11 protein-coding genes and 2 CRISPR repeat arrays (1 of these 13 only partly in view) are annotated in these 17,876 nt (G+C 61.5%); of the genes, 9 read left to right on the top strand and 2 right to left on the bottom strand.

The window, feature by feature from the left end:
• Positions 1 to 340: direct repeats of the CRISPR family, unit length 33 nt; unit sequence GGTCGCACCCCGCGCGGGTGCGTGGATTGAAAT; it reaches 26 nt to the left of the window's first position.
• A gap of 328 nt (positions 341 to 668) precedes the next feature.
• The 8 genes from GT748_RS03265 to GT748_RS03230 all read left to right on the top strand — a co-directional run bounded on the left by GT748_RS03265 (position 669) and on the right by GT748_RS03230 (position 12,046).
• Positions 669 to 1,724 (top strand): DUF3592 domain-containing protein, encoded by a 1,056-nt coding sequence (locus GT748_RS03265; RefSeq protein ID WP_021660012.1) that lies wholly within the window; start codon positions 669 to 671, stop codon positions 1,722 to 1,724.
• Positions 1,725 to 2,054: 330 nt separating this feature from the next.
• Positions 2,055 to 4,784: a bacterial Ig-like domain-containing protein gene (locus GT748_RS03260; protein WP_021660010.1), complete on the top strand. Its 2,730-nt coding sequence runs from the start codon at positions 2,055 to 2,057 to the stop codon at positions 4,782 to 4,784.
• 1,463 nt (positions 4,785 to 6,247) lie between these two features.
• On the top strand, positions 6,248 to 7,408 hold the full coding sequence (locus GT748_RS15680; protein ID WP_021660007.1) for an SIS domain-containing protein: 1,161 nt from the start codon (positions 6,248 to 6,250) through the stop codon (positions 7,406 to 7,408).
• 18 nt (positions 7,409 to 7,426) lie between these two features.
• Entirely contained in the window at positions 7,427 to 7,837 is a 411-nt protein-coding gene (locus GT748_RS03250) for a secondary thiamine-phosphate synthase enzyme YjbQ (protein ID WP_021660006.1), read from the top strand.
• A 25-nt stretch (positions 7,838 to 7,862) separates the two neighbouring features.
• Positions 7,863 to 9,023: an SIS domain-containing protein gene (locus tag GT748_RS03245; protein ID WP_021660005.1), complete on the top strand. Its 1,161-nt coding sequence runs from the start codon at positions 7,863 to 7,865 to the stop codon at positions 9,021 to 9,023.
• A complete protein-coding gene (locus tag GT748_RS03240; protein WP_021660004.1) occupies positions 9,007 to 9,420 on the top strand; it encodes a secondary thiamine-phosphate synthase enzyme YjbQ in 414 nt (137 codons plus the stop codon). Before GT748_RS03245 ends, GT748_RS03240 begins: the two co-directional genes overlap by 17 nt.
• 13 nt (positions 9,421 to 9,433) lie before the next feature.
• Positions 9,434 to 9,838, top strand: coding sequence for a secondary thiamine-phosphate synthase enzyme YjbQ (locus GT748_RS03235; RefSeq protein ID WP_021660003.1), 405 nt, complete (start codon positions 9,434 to 9,436; stop codon positions 9,836 to 9,838).
• 339 nt (positions 9,839 to 10,177) lie between these two features.
• A complete protein-coding gene (locus GT748_RS03230; protein WP_021660001.1) occupies positions 10,178 to 12,046 on the top strand; it encodes a polysaccharide biosynthesis protein in 1,869 nt (622 codons plus the stop codon).
• A 253-nt stretch (positions 12,047 to 12,299) separates the two neighbouring features.
• Positions 12,300 to 12,596: a CRISPR direct-repeat array (repeat unit 32 nt; unit sequence GTCGCACCCCACGCGGGTGCATGGATTGAAAT).
• Between the two features lie 167 nt (positions 12,597 to 12,763).
• Here GT748_RS03230 and GT748_RS03225 read toward each other — a convergent pair.
• Together GT748_RS03225 and GT748_RS03220 are read right to left on the bottom strand one after the other, a co-directional pair.
• Positions 12,764 to 12,940, bottom strand: coding sequence for a hypothetical protein (locus GT748_RS03225; protein WP_161213263.1), 177 nt, complete (start codon positions 12,938 to 12,940; stop codon positions 12,764 to 12,766).
• Positions 12,927 to 16,361, bottom strand: coding sequence for a hypothetical protein (locus GT748_RS03220; protein WP_161213264.1), 3,435 nt, complete (start codon positions 16,359 to 16,361; stop codon positions 12,927 to 12,929). The genes GT748_RS03225 and GT748_RS03220 overlap by 14 nt, the downstream gene beginning before the upstream one ends.
• A gap of 286 nt (positions 16,362 to 16,647) precedes the next feature.
• Here GT748_RS03220 and GT748_RS03215 point away from each other — a divergent pair, with 286 nt between their 5' ends.
• Positions 16,648 to 17,835, top strand: a complete 1,188-nt coding sequence (locus GT748_RS03215; protein ID WP_044992895.1) for a sigma-70 family RNA polymerase sigma factor — start codon at positions 16,648 to 16,650, stop codon at positions 17,833 to 17,835.
• Positions 17,836 to 17,876: the final 41 nt, after the last annotated feature.

Below are 17,876 nucleotides of genomic sequence, written 5' to 3'. Positions count from 1 at the left end.
TTGAAATCCTACGCTAATAATTCCCGCGACAGTGGCAACAGGGTCGCACCCCGCGCGGGTGCGTGGATTGAAATCCTACGCTAATAATTCCCGCGACAGTGGCAACAGGGTCGCACCCCGCGCGGGTGCGTGGATTGAAATCCTACGCTAATAATTCCCGCGACAGTGGCAACAGGGTCGCACCCCGCGCGGGTGCGTGGATTGAAATCACAGGTCATTGAGCAGGAGCAGCAGGTCTTTGGTCGCACCCCGCGCGGGTGCGTGGATTGAAATTTTCTCTTCCATTTTCACTTCCTCCTAATAGGCGAGTCGCACCCCGCGCGGGTGCGTGGATTGAAATTAGGCAATTTTTAAGGACAAACGCTCGGCTTTCTGGTCGCACCCCACGCGGGTGTGTGAACTTGAAATTTTATCAGTGTTCAAACCCAAAATGACCTCACTGGTCATATCCCGTGCAGATGCACATATTGCCACTTCTCTGGTTTTTCCCACGGAGTTAGAGGTTGCGCTTACATGGTAGCCATGTGCCGTGCGGGAAGAAACGGCACAGCAGATGCAAATCGCGTATTTATAAAAGATCCCCCTTTACAGGTGCGCCAAGTCTGTGGTCACCATCAGAGAAATCCATTGGCAGACAAATGCGCCGATGAGAAAAAGGAGGCAGATGTGTGAAGAATAGAGGCTTCTTGCTGGTGAGGGCCATCCCCATTTCGTTCATCGTTCTGTTTTTGGCGAGGACAATGCTGAAAGCACAGAATGTTTCGAGCAGGATTGTGATCCTCCCCTTTTTGATTTGCGGCCTCACAGAGCTTTTGCGAACGATATTTTTGGCAGTGGGTTGGGAGAAGGCGGCAAAGCTGCTCTACAAGGTGTACGCCGCCAGCTTTTTGCTCTACGTGTTTGGTTTCCTGGGCGTTTGGTGCTATGTGAACTTCACCAATCAAGCGTATCTGCCACTGCTGTTCTCACTGCCGTTTTGGCTCGTTGGCGGCTACCTGGTATACAGGGTGTTTTTCAGAAAAGGGGACCAACCGGCCAAGGCCGACCCCAAGAAGCGGTCTCTCCACCTGAACGTCAATTTCAAGGTGGTCGTGACCTGCTTTTTGGTGGGGGTGTGCCTGCTGTCCGGCATTTTTATCCTGTTTCTGGGGGTGAAGGACACCATCCAATTAAGCCAGCGAGCAGGGGGTTACACCGCCACCGAGGGGCATTTTGTCGACTATGAGGTCTACCGGAGCGACAGGGAGGGCACGACCTACCGCCTGATTTATGAGTACGAGGTAAACGGCGCCCCATACCGCGTCTCCACAGACTACGGGACCAGCGCGATCCCCGCGCGAAATAGCACCCGAACGGTGAAATATGACCCTGCCAACCCCCAAAAATCGGTTCTGGCGGGGAGCAACAGTGCAAATTGGATGATTTTTATGGGCCTTTTCTTTGTTCTCGGTTCCACCGTGTTCATCCTGGCTTGGCTCACCGTGAAGGGGTGTTTTGACAGGTTCAAAGTCAGTGTATTGGGGGTTTATATTGGGGTCGTGTTCACCTTTGTAGGGGCCGGTCCCATCCTCTTGCGAAGGGGGGAGACCGGCTCGTGGCCTGCCTGCTTTAAGTCATTCGGCCTCTGGATCTTGATTCCGCTGATGATGATAGCGGTGGGCCTTTTTCAGACCGTCAAGTGCCTGCTCCCTGGCCGCAGCAAAAAAGGGGAGAAGGGGCGGTAGAGGATGCGGTGTGACCCGCTGTGCCGGTTTCGCCGACAAAATAGAAGAAAACCAGAAAGGGAAAGAGGGCCATTGTGATCCCTCTTCCACCTGTTATGCAGCGAATTGGCTGAAATGGTTTTCTTCCCTTTCCCCTCCCTTTTCCGCTTTTTAGCCGCCTCAAAAGGCGGCTTTTTTTGTTTTCCTATCTGGAATGCCAAAAGAGCCCTTTTTTCTTTGGCTGAAATGTCACTGGTTCCCCTTTGCAGATATTGGTATAATTTTCCTAACGGTTTCGACAAATTTATTGTTTTTTCGACAATTTGCAAAAGGGAAAGGGGACACAAAAAGATGCGTATCTGCGGGAAAAGAGGGGTGGCGGCCCTGCTTGCTGTCCAGCTGGTGGGCGGGATCTTTCTGCCCACAGCCACAGCGCTGGCTGGGCCCGCGCCCTCTCTGTTGGCCACGGCCGACAAAAGCGAGGTCTCTTCGGGGGAGAGTGTTTCCGTCCAACTCTCCCTCTCGACCGAGGGGAGTCAGGTGGCGATCGTCCAACTGGTGTTAAACACTCCTGAGATGGGTTGGTCCTGGGTGGCCGACGGGTCGGATAGGTGGCTCTCCCCCTCCCCCAACGCCACCGTTGACGAGCAGTCAAATGTCGGAAGCCATGAGTGTTTTATCACCCCGGCGGACGGGTCGGCCTATTTTGGGCAGACAGTCGAGCTGGGCGCCTTAGAGGCGTTGGCAGGGGAGGGTGCGCCGGCGGGCGCTCCCCTTGCAGCCGACCTGCGCTATACCCTTTTGGATGAAAACTTTGCCCCCTTGGGGGAGGAGGACCGCTCCCTCGCCCTGCCCGATGTCTCCGTTTTCGCCCCTGCGCCGCCAGCAGTCACCGGGTTTGCGGTGGAAAAACTGCCCGACAAGACCCTTTATCTGCCGGGGGAAGAGCCGGACCTGACGGGCGGTCTTCTGCGGGTGGACTACGGGGACGGCACCAGCGCCCAGTTGCCGATGGCCGAGGCTGACTGCGACATCGGCGCGGTGGGGGAGGGTTCGCAGCAGCAGATCGCCCTCACCTACCAGGAGCAGTCGGTCTCCTTCTCCGTCGGGGTGCGCCAACCCCAGGGCCTGACGGTGCAGACGTTGCCCGACAAGACCCGCTATGCGGTAGGGGAGGGGTTGGACCTCACCGGCGGCCTGCTTTCAGCCGACTACGGCGACGGGCTGTCCCTCCCGGTTCAGATGGCGGAGGCCACCTCCAGCGGCTATGACAGCACCCGGGTGGGAGAGCAGCCGGTGACCCTTCGGTGGAAGGGGTTTGCTGTCTCCTTTTCTGTGACGGTGGACGGGGGCGACCTTCAGTCCATCACCCTTGCCACCCTGCCCGACAAAACAGTCTACCAGGTGGGAGAGACATTCGACCCTGCCGGCGGCATCTTGCGGTTGGAGTACGCCGGCGGCGGTTGGGCGGAGCGGCCTCTGGCGGCGGATCTCTGCCAGGCAGCCGCCTTCGACAGCCCCGGCGAAAAGAGTGTTCTGGTCACCCTCGAGGGGAAGACTATCTCCTTTGCGGTGGCGGTGGCGGACAACCCGGTCACCGGACTGGTCCTCCTCTCGCCGCCGCAGCGCCTTACATACCAGCTTGGAGAGGAGCTGGTGGTGGCAGGCGGGCGGTTACAGGTCTGCTACCAAAACGGCGACAGCAGCGAGTTGGAACTGACCCTCGCCCTCTGCGGCCCCATCCGCTTTACCCAGCCGGGCAGTCAGGCGGTCACCGTCACCTACCTGGGGCAGAGCGCTGTCTTCACCGTGCAGGTGGAGCCGCGGCAACTGACGGGCATCGCCCTTGCCGCCCTGCCTGCCAAGACCCTCTACCGGGTGGGGGAGCCCTTTGACCCCACCGGGGGCAGCGTCGCCCTCACCTATAGTGACGGCGGCAAAGAGGTGCGCCCCCTCACTGCCGAAATGGTCAGCGGCTTTGACAGCACTGCCCCGGGGGAACCGGTGCTGACGGTATCTGTCGAGGGGCAGACAACCACCTTTTCGGTGCAGGTGCTCCCCGAAGAGCAGCCGTGGAGCCTTTCCTTTGCCGTTCTCCCCGCCAAGTCCAGCTACCTGCAGGGCCAGCCCCTGGACCCCTCTGGGGGCGTTCTCCTCCTTTCGCGTGGGGAGGAACAGCGCTGTGTCCCCCTCTCGGCCGAGATGTGTTCCCGCTACCGGCCCCAGTTGTTAGGGGTGCAGATGGTGAGCATCGCCTGTGAGGACGGGCGGCTCGATTGGCCGGTCACCGTTCTCTCTCGGGCGCGGGTGGACGCTCTCAACGCCCAGTTGGAGGGGATTTCGTTGGAAGATGTTCTGCCCGAGGAGGAAGGGGCGCTGCAGGCGCTCTTGGAGCAGGCGGAGGCGCTACCCCCGCTGGAAAGAGAGGGACTCTCCGCTCCGGGGCTGACCCGGCTCAAGCAGGCCATCGACCGGGCCGCCGCCCTTGCCGCCCCCGAGCGGGTGGAGCACTTTGACCAAAACCGCCTCACCGTCCGCGCCCCGCAGGGGGCCCTCTCCTGGCTGTGTGACCTGTCGGTGCGGGAGAAGGTGATTTCCGAGGCCCTCACCCAGGCGGTGCAGCGCCTGCGGGGAGAAAGGGCCAAGGTCTGGCGTTACTACCAGTTGGAGGTGGAGAGCACCGCCCGCTCTTCCGGCGGTTTTGACGCCCCGCTGGAGGTGCGCATCAGTCTGGACGACCTGGCAGACCCCACCACCGCTGCGGTCTTTTTGGTGGCGGAGGACGGCTCCCTTTCCCAGTGTCCGCTGCAAATGGAGGGGGAGTGGGGCACCTTTGTCGCCCCCGTTCCCGGCAGTTACGCCCTGGTGGGCGAGCGGGGGAAAGAGGAGGAGCCTGAGATAGGAGCGGGAGAGCCATCGGCCCCTTCCATCCCTGAAGGAGGGGGGACGTCTTCCTCCGGCGGCCCTTCGGGCGACAGCGCCCACACGGGAGAGGAGGGGAGTCCCGCTCTGCTCCTGGCCCTCCTCCTGGCGGCAGCCCTTCTTTTGCCTTTGACAAGGCGCAGCAGGCAGAGGCGTTGACCCTTTTCTCCTTGGCGGCAAAAAAGAACCTCCCCCTCGGTAGAGAAGCCAAGGGGGAGGTTCTTTTTTGGAAGAGGGGTGAAGGGGCTTCAGCGCATTTTGCAGTTTGGGGCGAAGAGGGGAAGGGTGGGCGAGCGGGGGAAGGAAAAGGGAAACCACCTGCCGCCCTTGGATAGGGCGCGATTTCTCCCGCAGGCTTTCATTTTGAGTGCAGAGGGCGGTGGGGGAACGCCATCTAAACAGGAAGGTGTATTTTCCGGCGCGCTTTTCAGGAGAGGAGGGCGGGAGGAGTGGAGAAAAGCTCCTTTGCCACTCCTGGCTGGGTACTGTTATCCCCACAGGGTTGTATTTTGGTAGCGGAAGGGCGATAGAGGAATGCCTTCCAAATGCGAGGGGCGTGCGTTTTTAGACGTGCTTTGTCGAAGAGGAGGGCTGTGAGAGCAGAAAGAAGTTTTCTGCCACCTCTGGACTGATGTACCGTCACCCTCTCGAAATTGCATTTTGAACACAGAGGACGATAGGGAATGCCCATCAACTAGGAATGTGTTTTCCAACGTGCTTTTCCGGAGAAGAGGGCGGCGGGAGTAGAGGGGGAAACTCCTATCACCCCTGGCCGGTGCGCCGCCATCCCAGCGGGATTGCATTTTGGGCGCGGTAGTGCAGTAAGAAAATGCCACCTAATGGGAAGTGTATTTTTAGGTATGCTTTGTCAAAGAGGAGGGCGACGGGAGCGGCGAGCGTTCTCTGCTGTTTTTAGGTGAAACGGGTGTGCTGTCCCCTTCGCAATTGCGTTTTGAGCGCAAAAGAGCAGAGATGGAGAAAAAAGGGAGATGTTTTTCAGGCGTGCTTTCCCGACAAGGAGAGCGGTAGAAGCAGAGAGGCCTCCTTGCTAACTCGACTGGATGTTGCCGCTCCTGTGAGAGGACATTTTAGTCGCGAATGGACGATGGCGAGGGGACACTCTCCAAACAGGATTGCCTTTGCAGACGCACTTTTCCGACAAAGAAGGTAGTGAGGATAAAGAGGGAGGGCTTGTTCGTCCCAGTTGGGCGATGTTGTTCCTGCAAAGTCGCGTATTAGGTGCAGAGGAGCGCCGGGGGGATGGCGCCGGCTGTCCTCGCAATGGGCAGAGACGGCTGATGGAGATAGGCTCCTCTCAGACCTAGGGAAAGGAGAGCGGCGCGACCTTCCAAGAGACCCTGCCTATCAAAGCGTTCCCTATCTGTGGCCGCCTTTGCCCGGTGGCCCCCTTTTGGTGGAGCAAGCGTACAGTTTATACGGCTTTGCCCTTTTGAGCCCCTGCGGATTTTGGCCGGGTGGGAGAAAAGCGGAGAAAATACAGATTTTGTTTGGGAACAATTGACTTTGACCTGGACGCCCTATACAATATTTTATGGAAAGCAATTTTGAGAATATACAAATTGCCCAAAAAACATGTCCTATTTTTGTCGGGAGGTAAAACCATGAAAAAACTGGACTGCAACAACGCCCTGCGAATGGAGACCTTTGACCTGCCGGTCATGGCCCGCCCCTTCGCCGAGGCAAACGACAAGCCCTTGCGAATGGCCCTCACCACCCCCCAGCTCTTCTCGCCCCGCAGCTGCCTGCTGGTGGGCTGTGGAGACTCCTACTGCGCCGGGGTGGCGGCCAAACCGCTGTTCGAGCAGTTGGGCGGCATCCGCACCGAGGCCCTTTCGGCCATGGAGGCGTCCCGCCACTGGCCGAAGGGGAGGATTGGGAACGAGCCCTGCAACCCCCTGCTCTATGTCATCTCCGCCTCGGGCAATGTCTCCCGCAACATCGAGGTCTGCCAGCGGGCGGCCGCCTGCGGGGTGGGGGCCCTGACGGTGGCGGTCACCGCCCACCCGGACTCCCCCATGGCCAAGGCCAGCCAGGCGGTGCTCCCCATCTCTCCCACCCCCTTTGACAGCGGCTTTGACGAGCACTCCCCCGGGCTGCGCAGCTACTACGCCTCCCTCTACGCCCTCTGCTCCTCGGCCATCCGCATGGGCGAGGTGAAGATGCGCTATCCCATGAGCCAGGCCGACGACTACCGCCGCGCCATGGTGGAGTACGCCGAGTCCTTCGGCGGCGAGGTGATGGAGCAAATCGACGACGCCATGTTTGCGCTGGCCCAGCAGTGGCAGGAGTTTGACAGCTTTGAATTTTTGGGCAGTGGCGCCCAGATGGCGACCGCCTGGTTTGACGCGGCCAAGATCTACGAGGCGACCGGAGATGTGGCCACCTACGAGGACATGGAGAACTGGTGCCATGTCAACTACTTTGCCCGCGATCATCGCCGGGTGGGGACGGTGCTGAGCATCTCCAAGGACTCCCCGGCCATGGTCCGCGCCCTGGAGGTGGCGGAGGTGCTGGCTCGACTGCGGCCCACCCTCATCGTCACCGATGCCGACGCCGCCCTCTTCCCCAAAGAGGCGACGGTCTGCCAGCTGCCCAGCCCCCGCTATGGCTTCCTGGCCCCGCTGATGGACTACGTGCCGGTGGCCCTTCTCTCAGGGTATCTGGCCCGGCTGAAGGGGGTCTCCCTCTTCCGGGGCGGAGAGCCGGCCTTCCAGAGCCAGCCCACACACTTTTTGAAAACCAGCCAAATCGAGATCGTATAGGAGAGGGGAGGAACCACCGTGCATTTTTACGAGACCAAGATCGAGTGCCCCAAGGACGGGGTGGTGCAGCTGACCGAGTGGCTGCGCCGATGCGTGCGGGAGAGCGGGGTGCAGTCGGGCATCGCCGTCCTCTCGGCCCCCCACACCACCTCGGGCATCTCCTTTAACCCCTACATGTTGAAGCCCGAGGATCACCAGGACATTCAGCAGGCCCTGGACAGGCTCATCCCCATGCGCATCGACTACGCCCACCAGTTCGACAACCCGGCCGACGCGGCGGGGCACAACAAGTCCGCCCTCATGGGCACCAACACCACCTTCATCGTCGAGGGGGGCGAGCTGGTGCTGGGCAGTTCCCAGGGCGTGTTTTTCTTCGAGTTCGACGGCCCCCGCACCCAGCGGTGCCAGCTGGCCGTATACAGCGACTAGCCTTTTTGCAAGGAGGAATGATTGGATGAACAGTGCAATGGAAAATCCGGCCGTCCGGCAATCGCTGGGACTGGTCGACTGCACAAAGCCCCTCTGCGACGACCTGCAAAAAAAGATCGAGACCCTCTACACCGACGAGGAGATCCGCAACTTCTGCGAGGTGCTCCTCACCGGCTGCGGCGACTCCTATGTGGCCGGGTTGGCGGTACAGCCGGCCTTTGAGGCCTTGAGCGGGATGCGGGTCAAGGCCCTCTCCACCACCGAGCTCTGCTTTCACTATCCGCTGCCCAGCGGCGACTACGGCCCCGCCCTGGCGGTGGGAGTGAGCATCTCCGGCAAGGCCGCCGACACCGCCGCCGCCATGCAGGCGGTGAAAAATGCAGGCGGCTGGACTCTGGGGGTCACCGAGAGCCGCACCACCGCCCTGGCCCAGACGGCCGACCGCATCTTGAAACACGACTCGATGGAGGCGGAGCTGGCCCCCGGCACCAAGACCTATTTCACCAGCCTCCTCTCCCTACTCCTGCTGGCCATCCACTTCGGGGTGGCCAGGGGGCACATCACCGCCGACGAGGCGGCCGCCGTGCGCGCCGACATCGAGGGGTACACCGAGGCGTTTCGCCCGGTCATCCCCACCCTGACCGAGCAGTGCATGGCCCTGGCGGAGATGCTCAAGGACTGCCGCCACTTTGAGACGGTGGGTTCGGGGACGGACTACGCCACCGCCGCCTTTGTGCGGGAGAAGATCTACGAGGCGGTGGGCAAGGTCACCGCGGTGGAGAATACCGAGGACTGGCTCCACGTCAACTACTACGCCAGAAAGCCCGAGGAGATCGGCACCCTCCTCTTCGCCGCCGGCGACAGCCCGGCCAAGAGCCGCTACCTGGAGGCCGCCTGGGCGATGGACTTCATCGGCCGGCCCTACGTGGTGGTCACCGACCTGGATGCGGGGGAGTTCCCCCCCTCGGCCAAGGTCATCACCCTCCCCAAGGCGCCCCGCCTCTGGCTGACGCCGCTGATGCAGTTCATGCCCATGACCATGCTCTTTGGCTTCATGCAGGAACTGCTGGGCGAAAAGCCCCTGCGGGGGCTCGAGGGCGTGTGGGGTGGCAAGAACGCCATCTACGCCGACCAGAGCGGGATCCTCGACTACTTTAAAGAGAAGGGGGATGGACGCCGTGTTTGAGACCATCGAGCTGCAGACCCAGCACCACAAGGCCTATGACATCACCGCGCAGGTGAAGGAGATTGTCGAGAGAAGCGGGGTCAAAGACGGCATCTGCACCATCTTCTGCCCCGAGACCACGGCGGGCATCTGCATCCACTCTTTCTGGGACCCCCTGGGGTGGGACGACATGATGGACGACATCCAGCGGGCCTTCCCCGCCACGGTGGACTACCGGCAGCGCACCCCCTCCGCCTACACTGCCGCCGCTGCTACCAAGGCCAGCTTGATGGGCGGGGTACAGAGCCTGATCGTCCGGGACGGGGCGCTGGCCTTTGGCTCCTCCCAGGGCATTTTGCTGGCCGAATTCGACGGGCCCAGCCGCTGCCGGCGGGTCTGTGTCAACGTGATGGAATAGGGAGGACAGAGCCATGTATCAGACCATACAGCTGACCACCGGCCCCATGCAGGCGCTGGACATCACCGAAAAGGTGCGCGCCTGTGTGCGGGAGAGCGGGGTGCAAAACGGCATCTGCGTCCTCTTTGTCCCCCACACCACCGCCGCCATCTCCCTTGGCAAAAAGGACGCCGAGGGCAAGGTGGGGGAGGACTTTCAGGGGGAACTGGACCGGGTGATCCCCCTGCGGGCCAACACCATCCACGTGGAGACCCCCTTTGACGCGGCGGGACACATCAAGTCCAGCATCGTCGGGGTGGACATCACCCCGCCCATCTGTGATGGGGAACTGGTCCTGGGCGACGACCAGGCCGTCTATTTCTACGAGTTTGACGGCCCCCGGCCCCGCAAGGTGCTGGTGAAGTGCTACGGCAAATAGGTGCATTTGTCCGCCGGTGAAAACCGGTGGGAGAGCGGCCCGCCCCATTTGGGGCGGGCCGCTCTGCGTCTGCGGAGGAGGGGCGGTCGCTAAAGAGGGCCCCTTTGGGGCTGGGACGGGAAGGCTGCCTTCCCAACTTGCAGGGGGACCCCGCTTGGTGTATAATAGGTAAGCAACCGACAAGGTTGTCAAAACCGGAACGCAGCCGCACGATCTCCCCAAAAGAGGGGCGGTGATGCGGCTTCTCAATTGGGCGGGCGAAGGCCCCTGGCGGCCTCTCCTCGCCCATTCGCCTGTTGGGGCCCGGTTGTGATCCGCTGCAAAAAGGATGGATTCGCTATGAACAGTCTATACAACGCCCTGCTCAAGGCCAAGCGGTATGTGCTCCTCCCCTTTGACCTGGTCCTCTGGGGGTCGGCCTACTACTTTGCCTACGCCATTCTCCACAGCTCCTTCTCCCTCAAAGGCTATGAGGAGGAGTTTTTGGCCACCTTTTTTCTCTACCTCATCTGCGGCACCGCGGTGTTTTTGCTCTTTCGCATCTACAACAAGATGTGGCAGTACGCCGACATTGTCGAGTACCTCTACATCGGCACGGCCTGCGTGGTGGGAAACGCTGCCTTCGTCATCTCCTCCCTTCTCTTGGACCTGCCGGTGGGGATCCGGGCCTATGTGCTGGCCACCATCCTCAGCACCTTTTTCATCTTCCTCTTCCGCTTTGTCTACAAGATGAACAAGGTCATTGACGCCAAGTACAATTTCCCCACCTCCCGCAAGAAGAAGCGGCTGCTCATTGTCGGCGGCGGCGAGGCCTGCGCCATGATCCTCAGCGAGCTCAAGCGCAACCCTCAAAACAGCTTTGAACCGGTCTGCATCGTGGACGACGACACCACCAAGTTCAAGCGCACCATCCAGGGCGTCCCCATCATGGGCACCACCGACGACGTGGCGCGGCTGTGCGACCAGTACAGTGTGGACGCCATCCTCTTTGCCATCGCCAACATCTCGCTGAAGGAGAAAAATCGCATCATCAACCTCTGCGCCGCCACCAAGAAGGAGGTCAACATCATCCCCGACCTCTACAAGGTGATGACCGGGCAGGAGGTGCCAATGGGCACCATCCGCCAGGTGGAGGTGGAGGACCTGCTGGGCCGCGAGCCCATCGTGCTGGATATGAAGCCGGTGGCCAAGTATGTCGCCGGGCGGCGGGTGATGGTGACTGGAGGCGGGGGGACCATCGGCTCCGAACTCTGTCGCCAGGTGGCCAAATTTGCCCCTCAGCAGCTGGTGATCGTGGACATCTACGAAAACAACGCCTACGAGATCCAGCAGGAGCTGCTGCGCAGCTACGGCAAGGCCCTCGACCTCTCGGTGGAGATCGCCTCCATCCGCGACCGGGACAAGATGGACGTCCTCTTCTCCCGCTACCGGCCGGAGATCATCTTCCACGCGGCGGCGCACAAGCACGTGCCGCTGATGGAGCCGGTGCCCGAAGAGGCGGTGAAGAACAACGTCTTTGGCACCCTGAACCTGGCCCAGTTGGCGGACAAGTACGGCGTCAAGCGGTTTGTGCAGATTTCCACCGACAAGGCGGTGAACCCCACCAGCGTGATGGGCACCACCAAGCGCATCTGCGAGATGATCATGCAGTCGATGGACCAAATCAGCAAGACCGAGTTTGTGGCGGTCCGCTTCGGCAATGTGCTGGGCTCCAACGGTTCGGTCATCCCCCTCTTTAAAGAGCAGATCCGCAAGGGCGGGCCGGTGACGGTGACCCACCCCGACATCATCCGCTACTTCATGACCATCCCCGAGGCGGTGAGTCTGGTGCTGACGGCCGGTTCGCTGGCCAAGGGCGGCGAGATCTTTGTTCTCGATATGGGCCAGCCGGTGCACATCCGCGACCTGGCGGAGAACCTCATCCGCCTCTCCGGCTTCCGCCCGAATGAGGACATCAAGATCGAGTATACCGGCTTGCGGCCGGGCGAGAAGCTCTATGAGGAACTGCTGATGGACGAAGAGGGGATGAAAGAGACCCCCTACGAAAAAATCTTCATCGGCCGGCCGATCGATATCTGTCCCGACGACCTCTGGCGCTCTCTCGACGAGATGCGCCCCCTGGCGTACAGCAACCAGCCGGACAAGGTGATTGCCGAGCTGCAAAAAATCGTGCCCACCTTTACCCCTACCCCCAACAATCACAGTTGAGAGAAGAGCGGCTTGCCGAAGAGATGTCGGCAGGGCCGCTCTTTTGCGTCTGGGTGGAGAGCCGGGAGAAATAGAGACTTTGGTGCGAACCCCAAGTGCACAGGGATTTGCCGGGAGGTTCGCACCAAAAAATATCGGCGTATTGCCGGGGAAAAGGGAAAGGCGGCGGATAGAGGAGATTGATTTGACAGGGTTTTGTGAAAAGGGGTATAGTAGAAGTGTAAATTGACACTGGTTTTTGTGCCAATTTGCTGTCGCACCCCACGCGGGTGCATGGATTGAAATTTATGCCATTTTGTGGGATAGCAGCCGAGAGGCTGGTCGCACCCCACGCGGGTGCATGGATTGAAATAGTCTGTGTGTTGCGTATCCATACATAGAAAAGGTCGCACCCCACGCGGGTGCATGGATTGAAATAAACTAGCCTGTGGAGAAAGAAGGGGGTTCGTACCGTCGCACCCCACGCGGGTGCATGGATTGAAATCCCAAATCATCCACACAAATATAGTCCCAGTAATGTCGCACCCCGCGTAGGTGCGTGGATTGAAATTACTCATTGGAGCATGAGAGGGAGCTTCGCGTCTTGTCGTACCCCATGCAGGTGCGACCATAGCAAACTGCGCTTGTGCAACTGCCCTTCCCTTTTTGTCCCCCAACAAAGAGGGCCCCCGGGTATTCCCGGAGGCTCTCTTTTTACTCTATGGCATCAAAAGGTGATTATCCTTCGCCGCCGTTCTGGTTTCGGGTGCGCTGGATGAGATAGACGGTGGACAGCAGCAGGCTAACCCCCAGAAGGAGGAGCGCCGCCAAATCCCAGAAACAGGCGGCGTGGACGGCGCAGAAAACGGCCGCAGCCGCCAGGGCGGTGAGGACGACAAAATCACAGGTTTTCACGGGCTTTTTCCTCCTCTCTGTCCAGTTGGCGCTTGCGCGTCAGGAGATAGGCCAGGGCAATTGCCATCAGCACCAGCGCGAGCCAGTGCACCCAACAATCCGCCGGCTGCCGGTGAGCGTGGCCGCTCAGTTCGCCGGTATAGGGCCCGCTGCCGGCAGAGTTCTGCCCGCTGTCGGCGCCGTCGGAGACGATGTCGCTTCCCTCCACCTGTCGCTCGGTGAGGGCGTAGGCAAAGGCAAGGGAGGCGGAATTGCCGTACTCATCGAGGACCCGGTAGAGGATGAGACAGGAGCCGGGCCGGTCGGTGGCAAAGCCCTGGTCGGTGATGTCCTGCCCGCTTTGGTAGAGGGCGACACTCTCCTTCAGGTGTGCTCCGGTGCCCGGGGCGATCTGGTACTGCCCCTGCATCCAGTCCAGCGCCTTTTCGGCGGAGAGGGTCCCACCGAAGGCGGGGGGATAGGCCACCAGTTCGGTAATGCCGTCCCGATAGCTGCGGTGGACAGTGGCGTCGGGGTCCACCGTCTCCTCCGGCTCGGGCAGGGGGCGCTCCGGATCGGCCGGCTCGATGACCGGCGGGTCGTACCGCTCCACATACTCGTAGGTCAGTTCCAGGGTGGTGGAGTTCCCCTGGCTGTCGGTCACGGTGTAAACCCCCAGACAGGAGCCGGGGACAGTGGAGGGCAGGCCGGTGGCGGAGATGTCCGCCCCGTTTTGCATCATGGCAAAGGCGACGCTGCCCGCGCCGAAGTGGTATTGGCCCTCGATGGTTTCCCGCAGCTTATCGGCGGTGAGAAGGCCGCCGAATTGGGGCGGGTCGGTGATGATCTGGACGATCTGCTCCCGGTAGGTCTGGTGGACCAGACCGCCCTTGTCCACCTCTTCCTCGGGCTCCGGCACGGGGGTGTTCGGGTCCGCCGGGTCGATGGCGGGGGGCTCCACCCGCTCCTTGAAGGTGTAGGTCAGTTCCAGGGTGGCGGTGTTGCCGTCCCCATCTGCCACTGTGTAGGTGATGAGACAGGAGCCGGGGGTGGAAGAGTCAAGGCCGGTGGCGGAGATGTCCACCCCGTTTTGGGTCATGGTGGAGGACGCACTCAGGGTGCTGCCCGTCTGGGCGGCGAAGGCGTAGTGGCCCTTGATGTAGGCCAGGGCGTCTGCCTGGGAAAAGGAGCCGCCATAGGCCGGCGGGTCGGAGATGAGCTCCACCACCTGGGCGGTATAGCGGTGGTGCACCGTGTTCTCCTGGGGGCCGAGGGTCTCCTCCGGCTCCGTGAGGGGGTCGTCGGGTGCGGCGGGCTCGACGGCGGGGGGGAGGGGCTTGTCGATGAAGGAGTAGGTGAGGTTGAGGGTGGCGGTGTTGCCGTCCTGGTCGGTGATGCGGTAGACGGCTTGGCAGGAGCCGGGGGCGGAGGAGTCGAGGCCGGTGGCCGAGATGTCCGCCCCATTTTGGGTCATGGACACCAACTGCCCGGAGAGGGTCCCCGAGTGAGAGGTGAACTGGTAGCGGCCCTCGATGATGGATTTCAGGTCGCTGCCGGTGAGGGCGCCGCCGTAGGCGGGGGGGTCGGAGATGATCTCCTCGATAGAGTCGGTGTAGACGGCGTGGGTGAGGCCCGCTTCGTCGGTGGAGACGGTGGGGGCCTGGGGGCTGTGGTGGTTTGGCTCGTCCTTGACCGCGATTTCAGGCGGGTCGTTGACGGTGACGGAGAGGGTGGCGGCGGAGGGGTTGCCCGCCGCGTCCACCGCCCGGTAGATCCCGTTTTGGGTGGGGGTGAAGGTCTGGGAGGCGGAGCCGTTTCCGGAGGAGCTGAGGGAAAAGGTCTTGGCCGCCGACCAGGTCCCTGTGACCGGGTCCTGCCGCTCCAACTTCCAGACGCCCGAGAGGCCGTCTGCCGCGGTGAGGGCGGTGCCGGAGGCCCTCAGGGTGGGGGCGGTGGCGTCGATTTTCACCGTGTCGCTGACGGTGGAGGAGAGCTTGCCGTTTGCGGTGTTGACGGCCTGGTAGGAAAGAGGAATGCCCCCGGTCTCGCCGTTGTAGTGCTGCTGGGGGTTGCCGGAGTGGAGGCCGACAACCAAGTTCCCGACCCCATCGCGGATGTTGAATTGGTTGAAGGTGCCGGGGCTAAAGGCAATTTCGACTGCGCCGGTATTCCAGCCGTTTTGGTTGGCCGGGGTGCGGGTGTAGTGGTAGTCGGTGCCGGGGACGGGCTGTGGTTGGTCGGGGTCAGGTTCGGGGTCCGGGTCGCCGGCCACCAGGGGGATGGCGGGAATCAGCTCGGCTTTGGAGTAGCGGTGAGATTGGAAGAAGTCGTCGGCAATGGTCTGGCCCACGGTGACTGCCGCCCCGGAGGGATTGGCGATCCTGGCCAGATAGGTAATGGTGTTGTCCCCCGCGCCGGTCATCTTGAAGGGGATACCGCTGTTTATAATGTCGGTATTTGCGGGGACGGCTGCTCCGTTGGCGACGATCTGCTGCCCCTCGGCGGCGGTGAGGGGGACGATCCCAGCAGTGGGGTAGGTGGAATCGCCCTGCAGCAGCTTGAGGGTGCAGGGAACGGCTTGCCCACCAGCACCGGCGTTGGCATTTTTGACTGTGGATTTGACCATGACGATTTGGCTGTTGACTGGCGGGCTGTTTGTCGGGAAGGGGGTGCCGTTGGTTTGCAGTACCTCGGTCTTGACAAATTGGGGGTAGTACTTGGTGTAGGCGGCCGTGCTGAAGGTGCCCTGGACGTCGGAAGCGGGGGCGGTTTTTCCGTCCTGCCAGCAGATGGTGCCGGCGAGGGTCACAGTGACTTCTTTGGCAGAGCCAAAGAAGTCGGACATTTTATATGTAAGGGTATAGTCCCCATAGGTGCAGGAGAGGATGTCGGTGGCGGCTGTATAAGTGATGCGAAAATTCTTGGAACCCTTGAAGTAGGAGAGATCCAGATCCTTTACACCGACGGCACCGGTGTTGGGTTTAACCGCGGTGCCGGTCATAAGTCGAAGACCAATGTGATTTTCATATTTGCCGGCAGAAAAGAGGATCTGCTTGGTGTCACGGGCCTTTATTACGACAAAGCCCCGAGTATAGACGTGGGGGGTGTTCGTATCAATGGTGACGTCAAAGGTCCCTCCGACTTCCCAGTCGGCCTCCAGGGACACCCAGCGCTTGCTGCGCGCGCCGGCAGAACCGGTGCGGTACCCATCTTTCAAAACGGAGGCGGAGGTGTTGCAGAAGTGGATGCTGTTGCCGCTGATGCCTATGCCTGCGCCAAATCCACTGGGGTCGTTCCACTCGAAGATGTCGTTGAGGTTGTTGGAGGAGACAAAGCTGTCGTCCCCAGCGGCGCTTGTGGGCAGCGGGACGAGCCCGAGGGTCAGCACCCCCGCCAGCAGGAGAGCGGTGAGTCGCTTTGGCCCCTTTTTTTGATAACGCATGACCATTCACTCCTATTGTTTATAATGAAAACTGATTTGACGCCAGATATGGCTGTTGAAAAGGGAGGGTGGGGGTGTTCTTCTGGCAAAATAGCGCCCGATACAGAGGGGCAGAGTTGTCCTATCTTTTATATGAGTACGGCAAGGTCGAAAACAGAACAGCAAATTGACATTTTTCGCACATTTTTCCAAGTGAGGCTTCGCGTGCTTTTTTCCCTTGCAGAAGGTGCGCTTTTTATAGTAAACTACCCTTTAAAGAGCTGCAAGGGAAGAGGAATGGAAAAAGTTGGAAGAAAAGCGGATGGGACACCGGCAGTTGGAACAGCTTCTCCTGCGGGCGAGGGAGGGGGACGAACAGGCCTTTGCCCAGCTCTATCGCGCCACCTGCCGGGCGCAGTGGGTGCAGGCCAGGGCCCTGCTGGGGAGCGACGCTCTGGCGGAGGAGGCGGTGCAGGAGAGCTATCTCTCCCTCTTTCGCCACATGGGGGAGCTGGGCAATCCCCGGGCGCTGGTGGCCTATCTCAACCGCAGCACCTACTTTGCCAGTCAAAACCTGCGCCGGGTGGAGGCGCGGCGGGCCGCTTCGGGGGAGGAGCTGTTGGATTCCCTTACCGACCGGGATCCCCACATCCTGCCCGAGGCGGCGGCCGACCGAAGGGGGCGGACGGCTGCCCTTTTGTCGGCGCTGGACAAGCTGCCCCAGCGACAGCGCCAAGCGGTGGTGCTGCGCTACTTTCAGCGCCAAACCCTGCCCCAGATCGCCGCCATTCTGGGCTGTTCGGAGATGACGGTGAAGCGGGAGTTGGACCGCGCCCAGAAGGCCTTGCGGGGAAGTCTGTCCGGCTGGCTGCCCGCCGTTTTGCCCCTGGGCATTGCCCTGCGGCAGGCCGGGGAGCAGCCCTCTCCCTGGCAGTTGGGAGAGATCCCCCTCCCTGCGGCGGGCGGGGCGGCCGGCTTTGTCCTCGCGGTGACAGCGGGATTGACCCTGCTGCCGGCCCCCAAAATTTTGGAGACGGCCGTCTGGCAGGCAGAGGGCCGGGCCGGTCTCACCGCCCGGGTGGCGGGGGCGGAAACGGTCTGGCTGGAAGACGGTGACGGCAATCGCTACGCCCTGGAGCGAGGGGAGGACGGTTTTTCCCTGCTGCCGGTGAAAAACGGCAGCTACACCCTGCAGGCCGAGGGGGGCAACGGAAGGCGCGTCCAAACGGCCGTGTCGGTGGCCGGGGCCGATGAAGAGCCCCCCGCCTTGGCAGAAGCGTACAGCCAGGCGGGGCTGGTGACGGTGCGGCTGACAGACCCCGCCGGGGTGGACTGGGCGCGCAGCTTCCTGCTGGGGGCGGACGGCGCCCTCTACCGCCCTTTGGAGGCCGAGGGGGAGCGCGCCCGATTCGATCTGCCCAGCGGCCACTACACCCTGGTTGCCCAGGACCTGTTGGGAAACCGGGGAGAGGGCGAGTTGACCGTCTCACAGTGATGGACAAACAGAGGGGGAGGGGAAGCCAGATGGCTTCCCCT

Source organism: Bittarella massiliensis (ex Durand et al. 2017) (assembly GCF_009876955.1).
GTDB lineage: Bacteria > Bacillota > Clostridia > Oscillospirales > Ruminococcaceae > Bittarella > Bittarella massiliensis.
This window is presented reverse-complemented; position numbering and strand designations above follow the sequence as displayed.

Coding starts and splice junctions, on each gene's coding strand:
- GT748_RS03260 (WP_021660010.1), top strand. CDS start 2,055: ATGCGTATCTGCGGGAAAAGAGGGGTGGCGGCCCTGCTTGCTGTCCAG.
- GT748_RS03230 (WP_021660001.1), top strand. CDS start 10,178: ATGAACAGTCTATACAACGCCCTGCTCAAGGCCAAGCGGTATGTGCTC.
- GT748_RS03220 (WP_161213264.1), bottom strand. CDS start 16,361: ATGCGTTATCAAAAAAAGGGGCCAAAGCGACTCACCGCTCTCCTGCTG.
- GT748_RS03235 (WP_021660003.1), top strand. CDS start 9,434: ATGTATCAGACCATACAGCTGACCACCGGCCCCATGCAGGCGCTGGAC.
- GT748_RS15680 (WP_021660007.1), top strand. CDS start 6,248: ATGAAAAAACTGGACTGCAACAACGCCCTGCGAATGGAGACCTTTGAC.
- GT748_RS03240 (WP_021660004.1), top strand. CDS start 9,007: ATGGACGCCGTGTTTGAGACCATCGAGCTGCAGACCCAGCACCACAAG.
- GT748_RS03245 (WP_021660005.1), top strand. CDS start 7,863: ATGAACAGTGCAATGGAAAATCCGGCCGTCCGGCAATCGCTGGGACTG.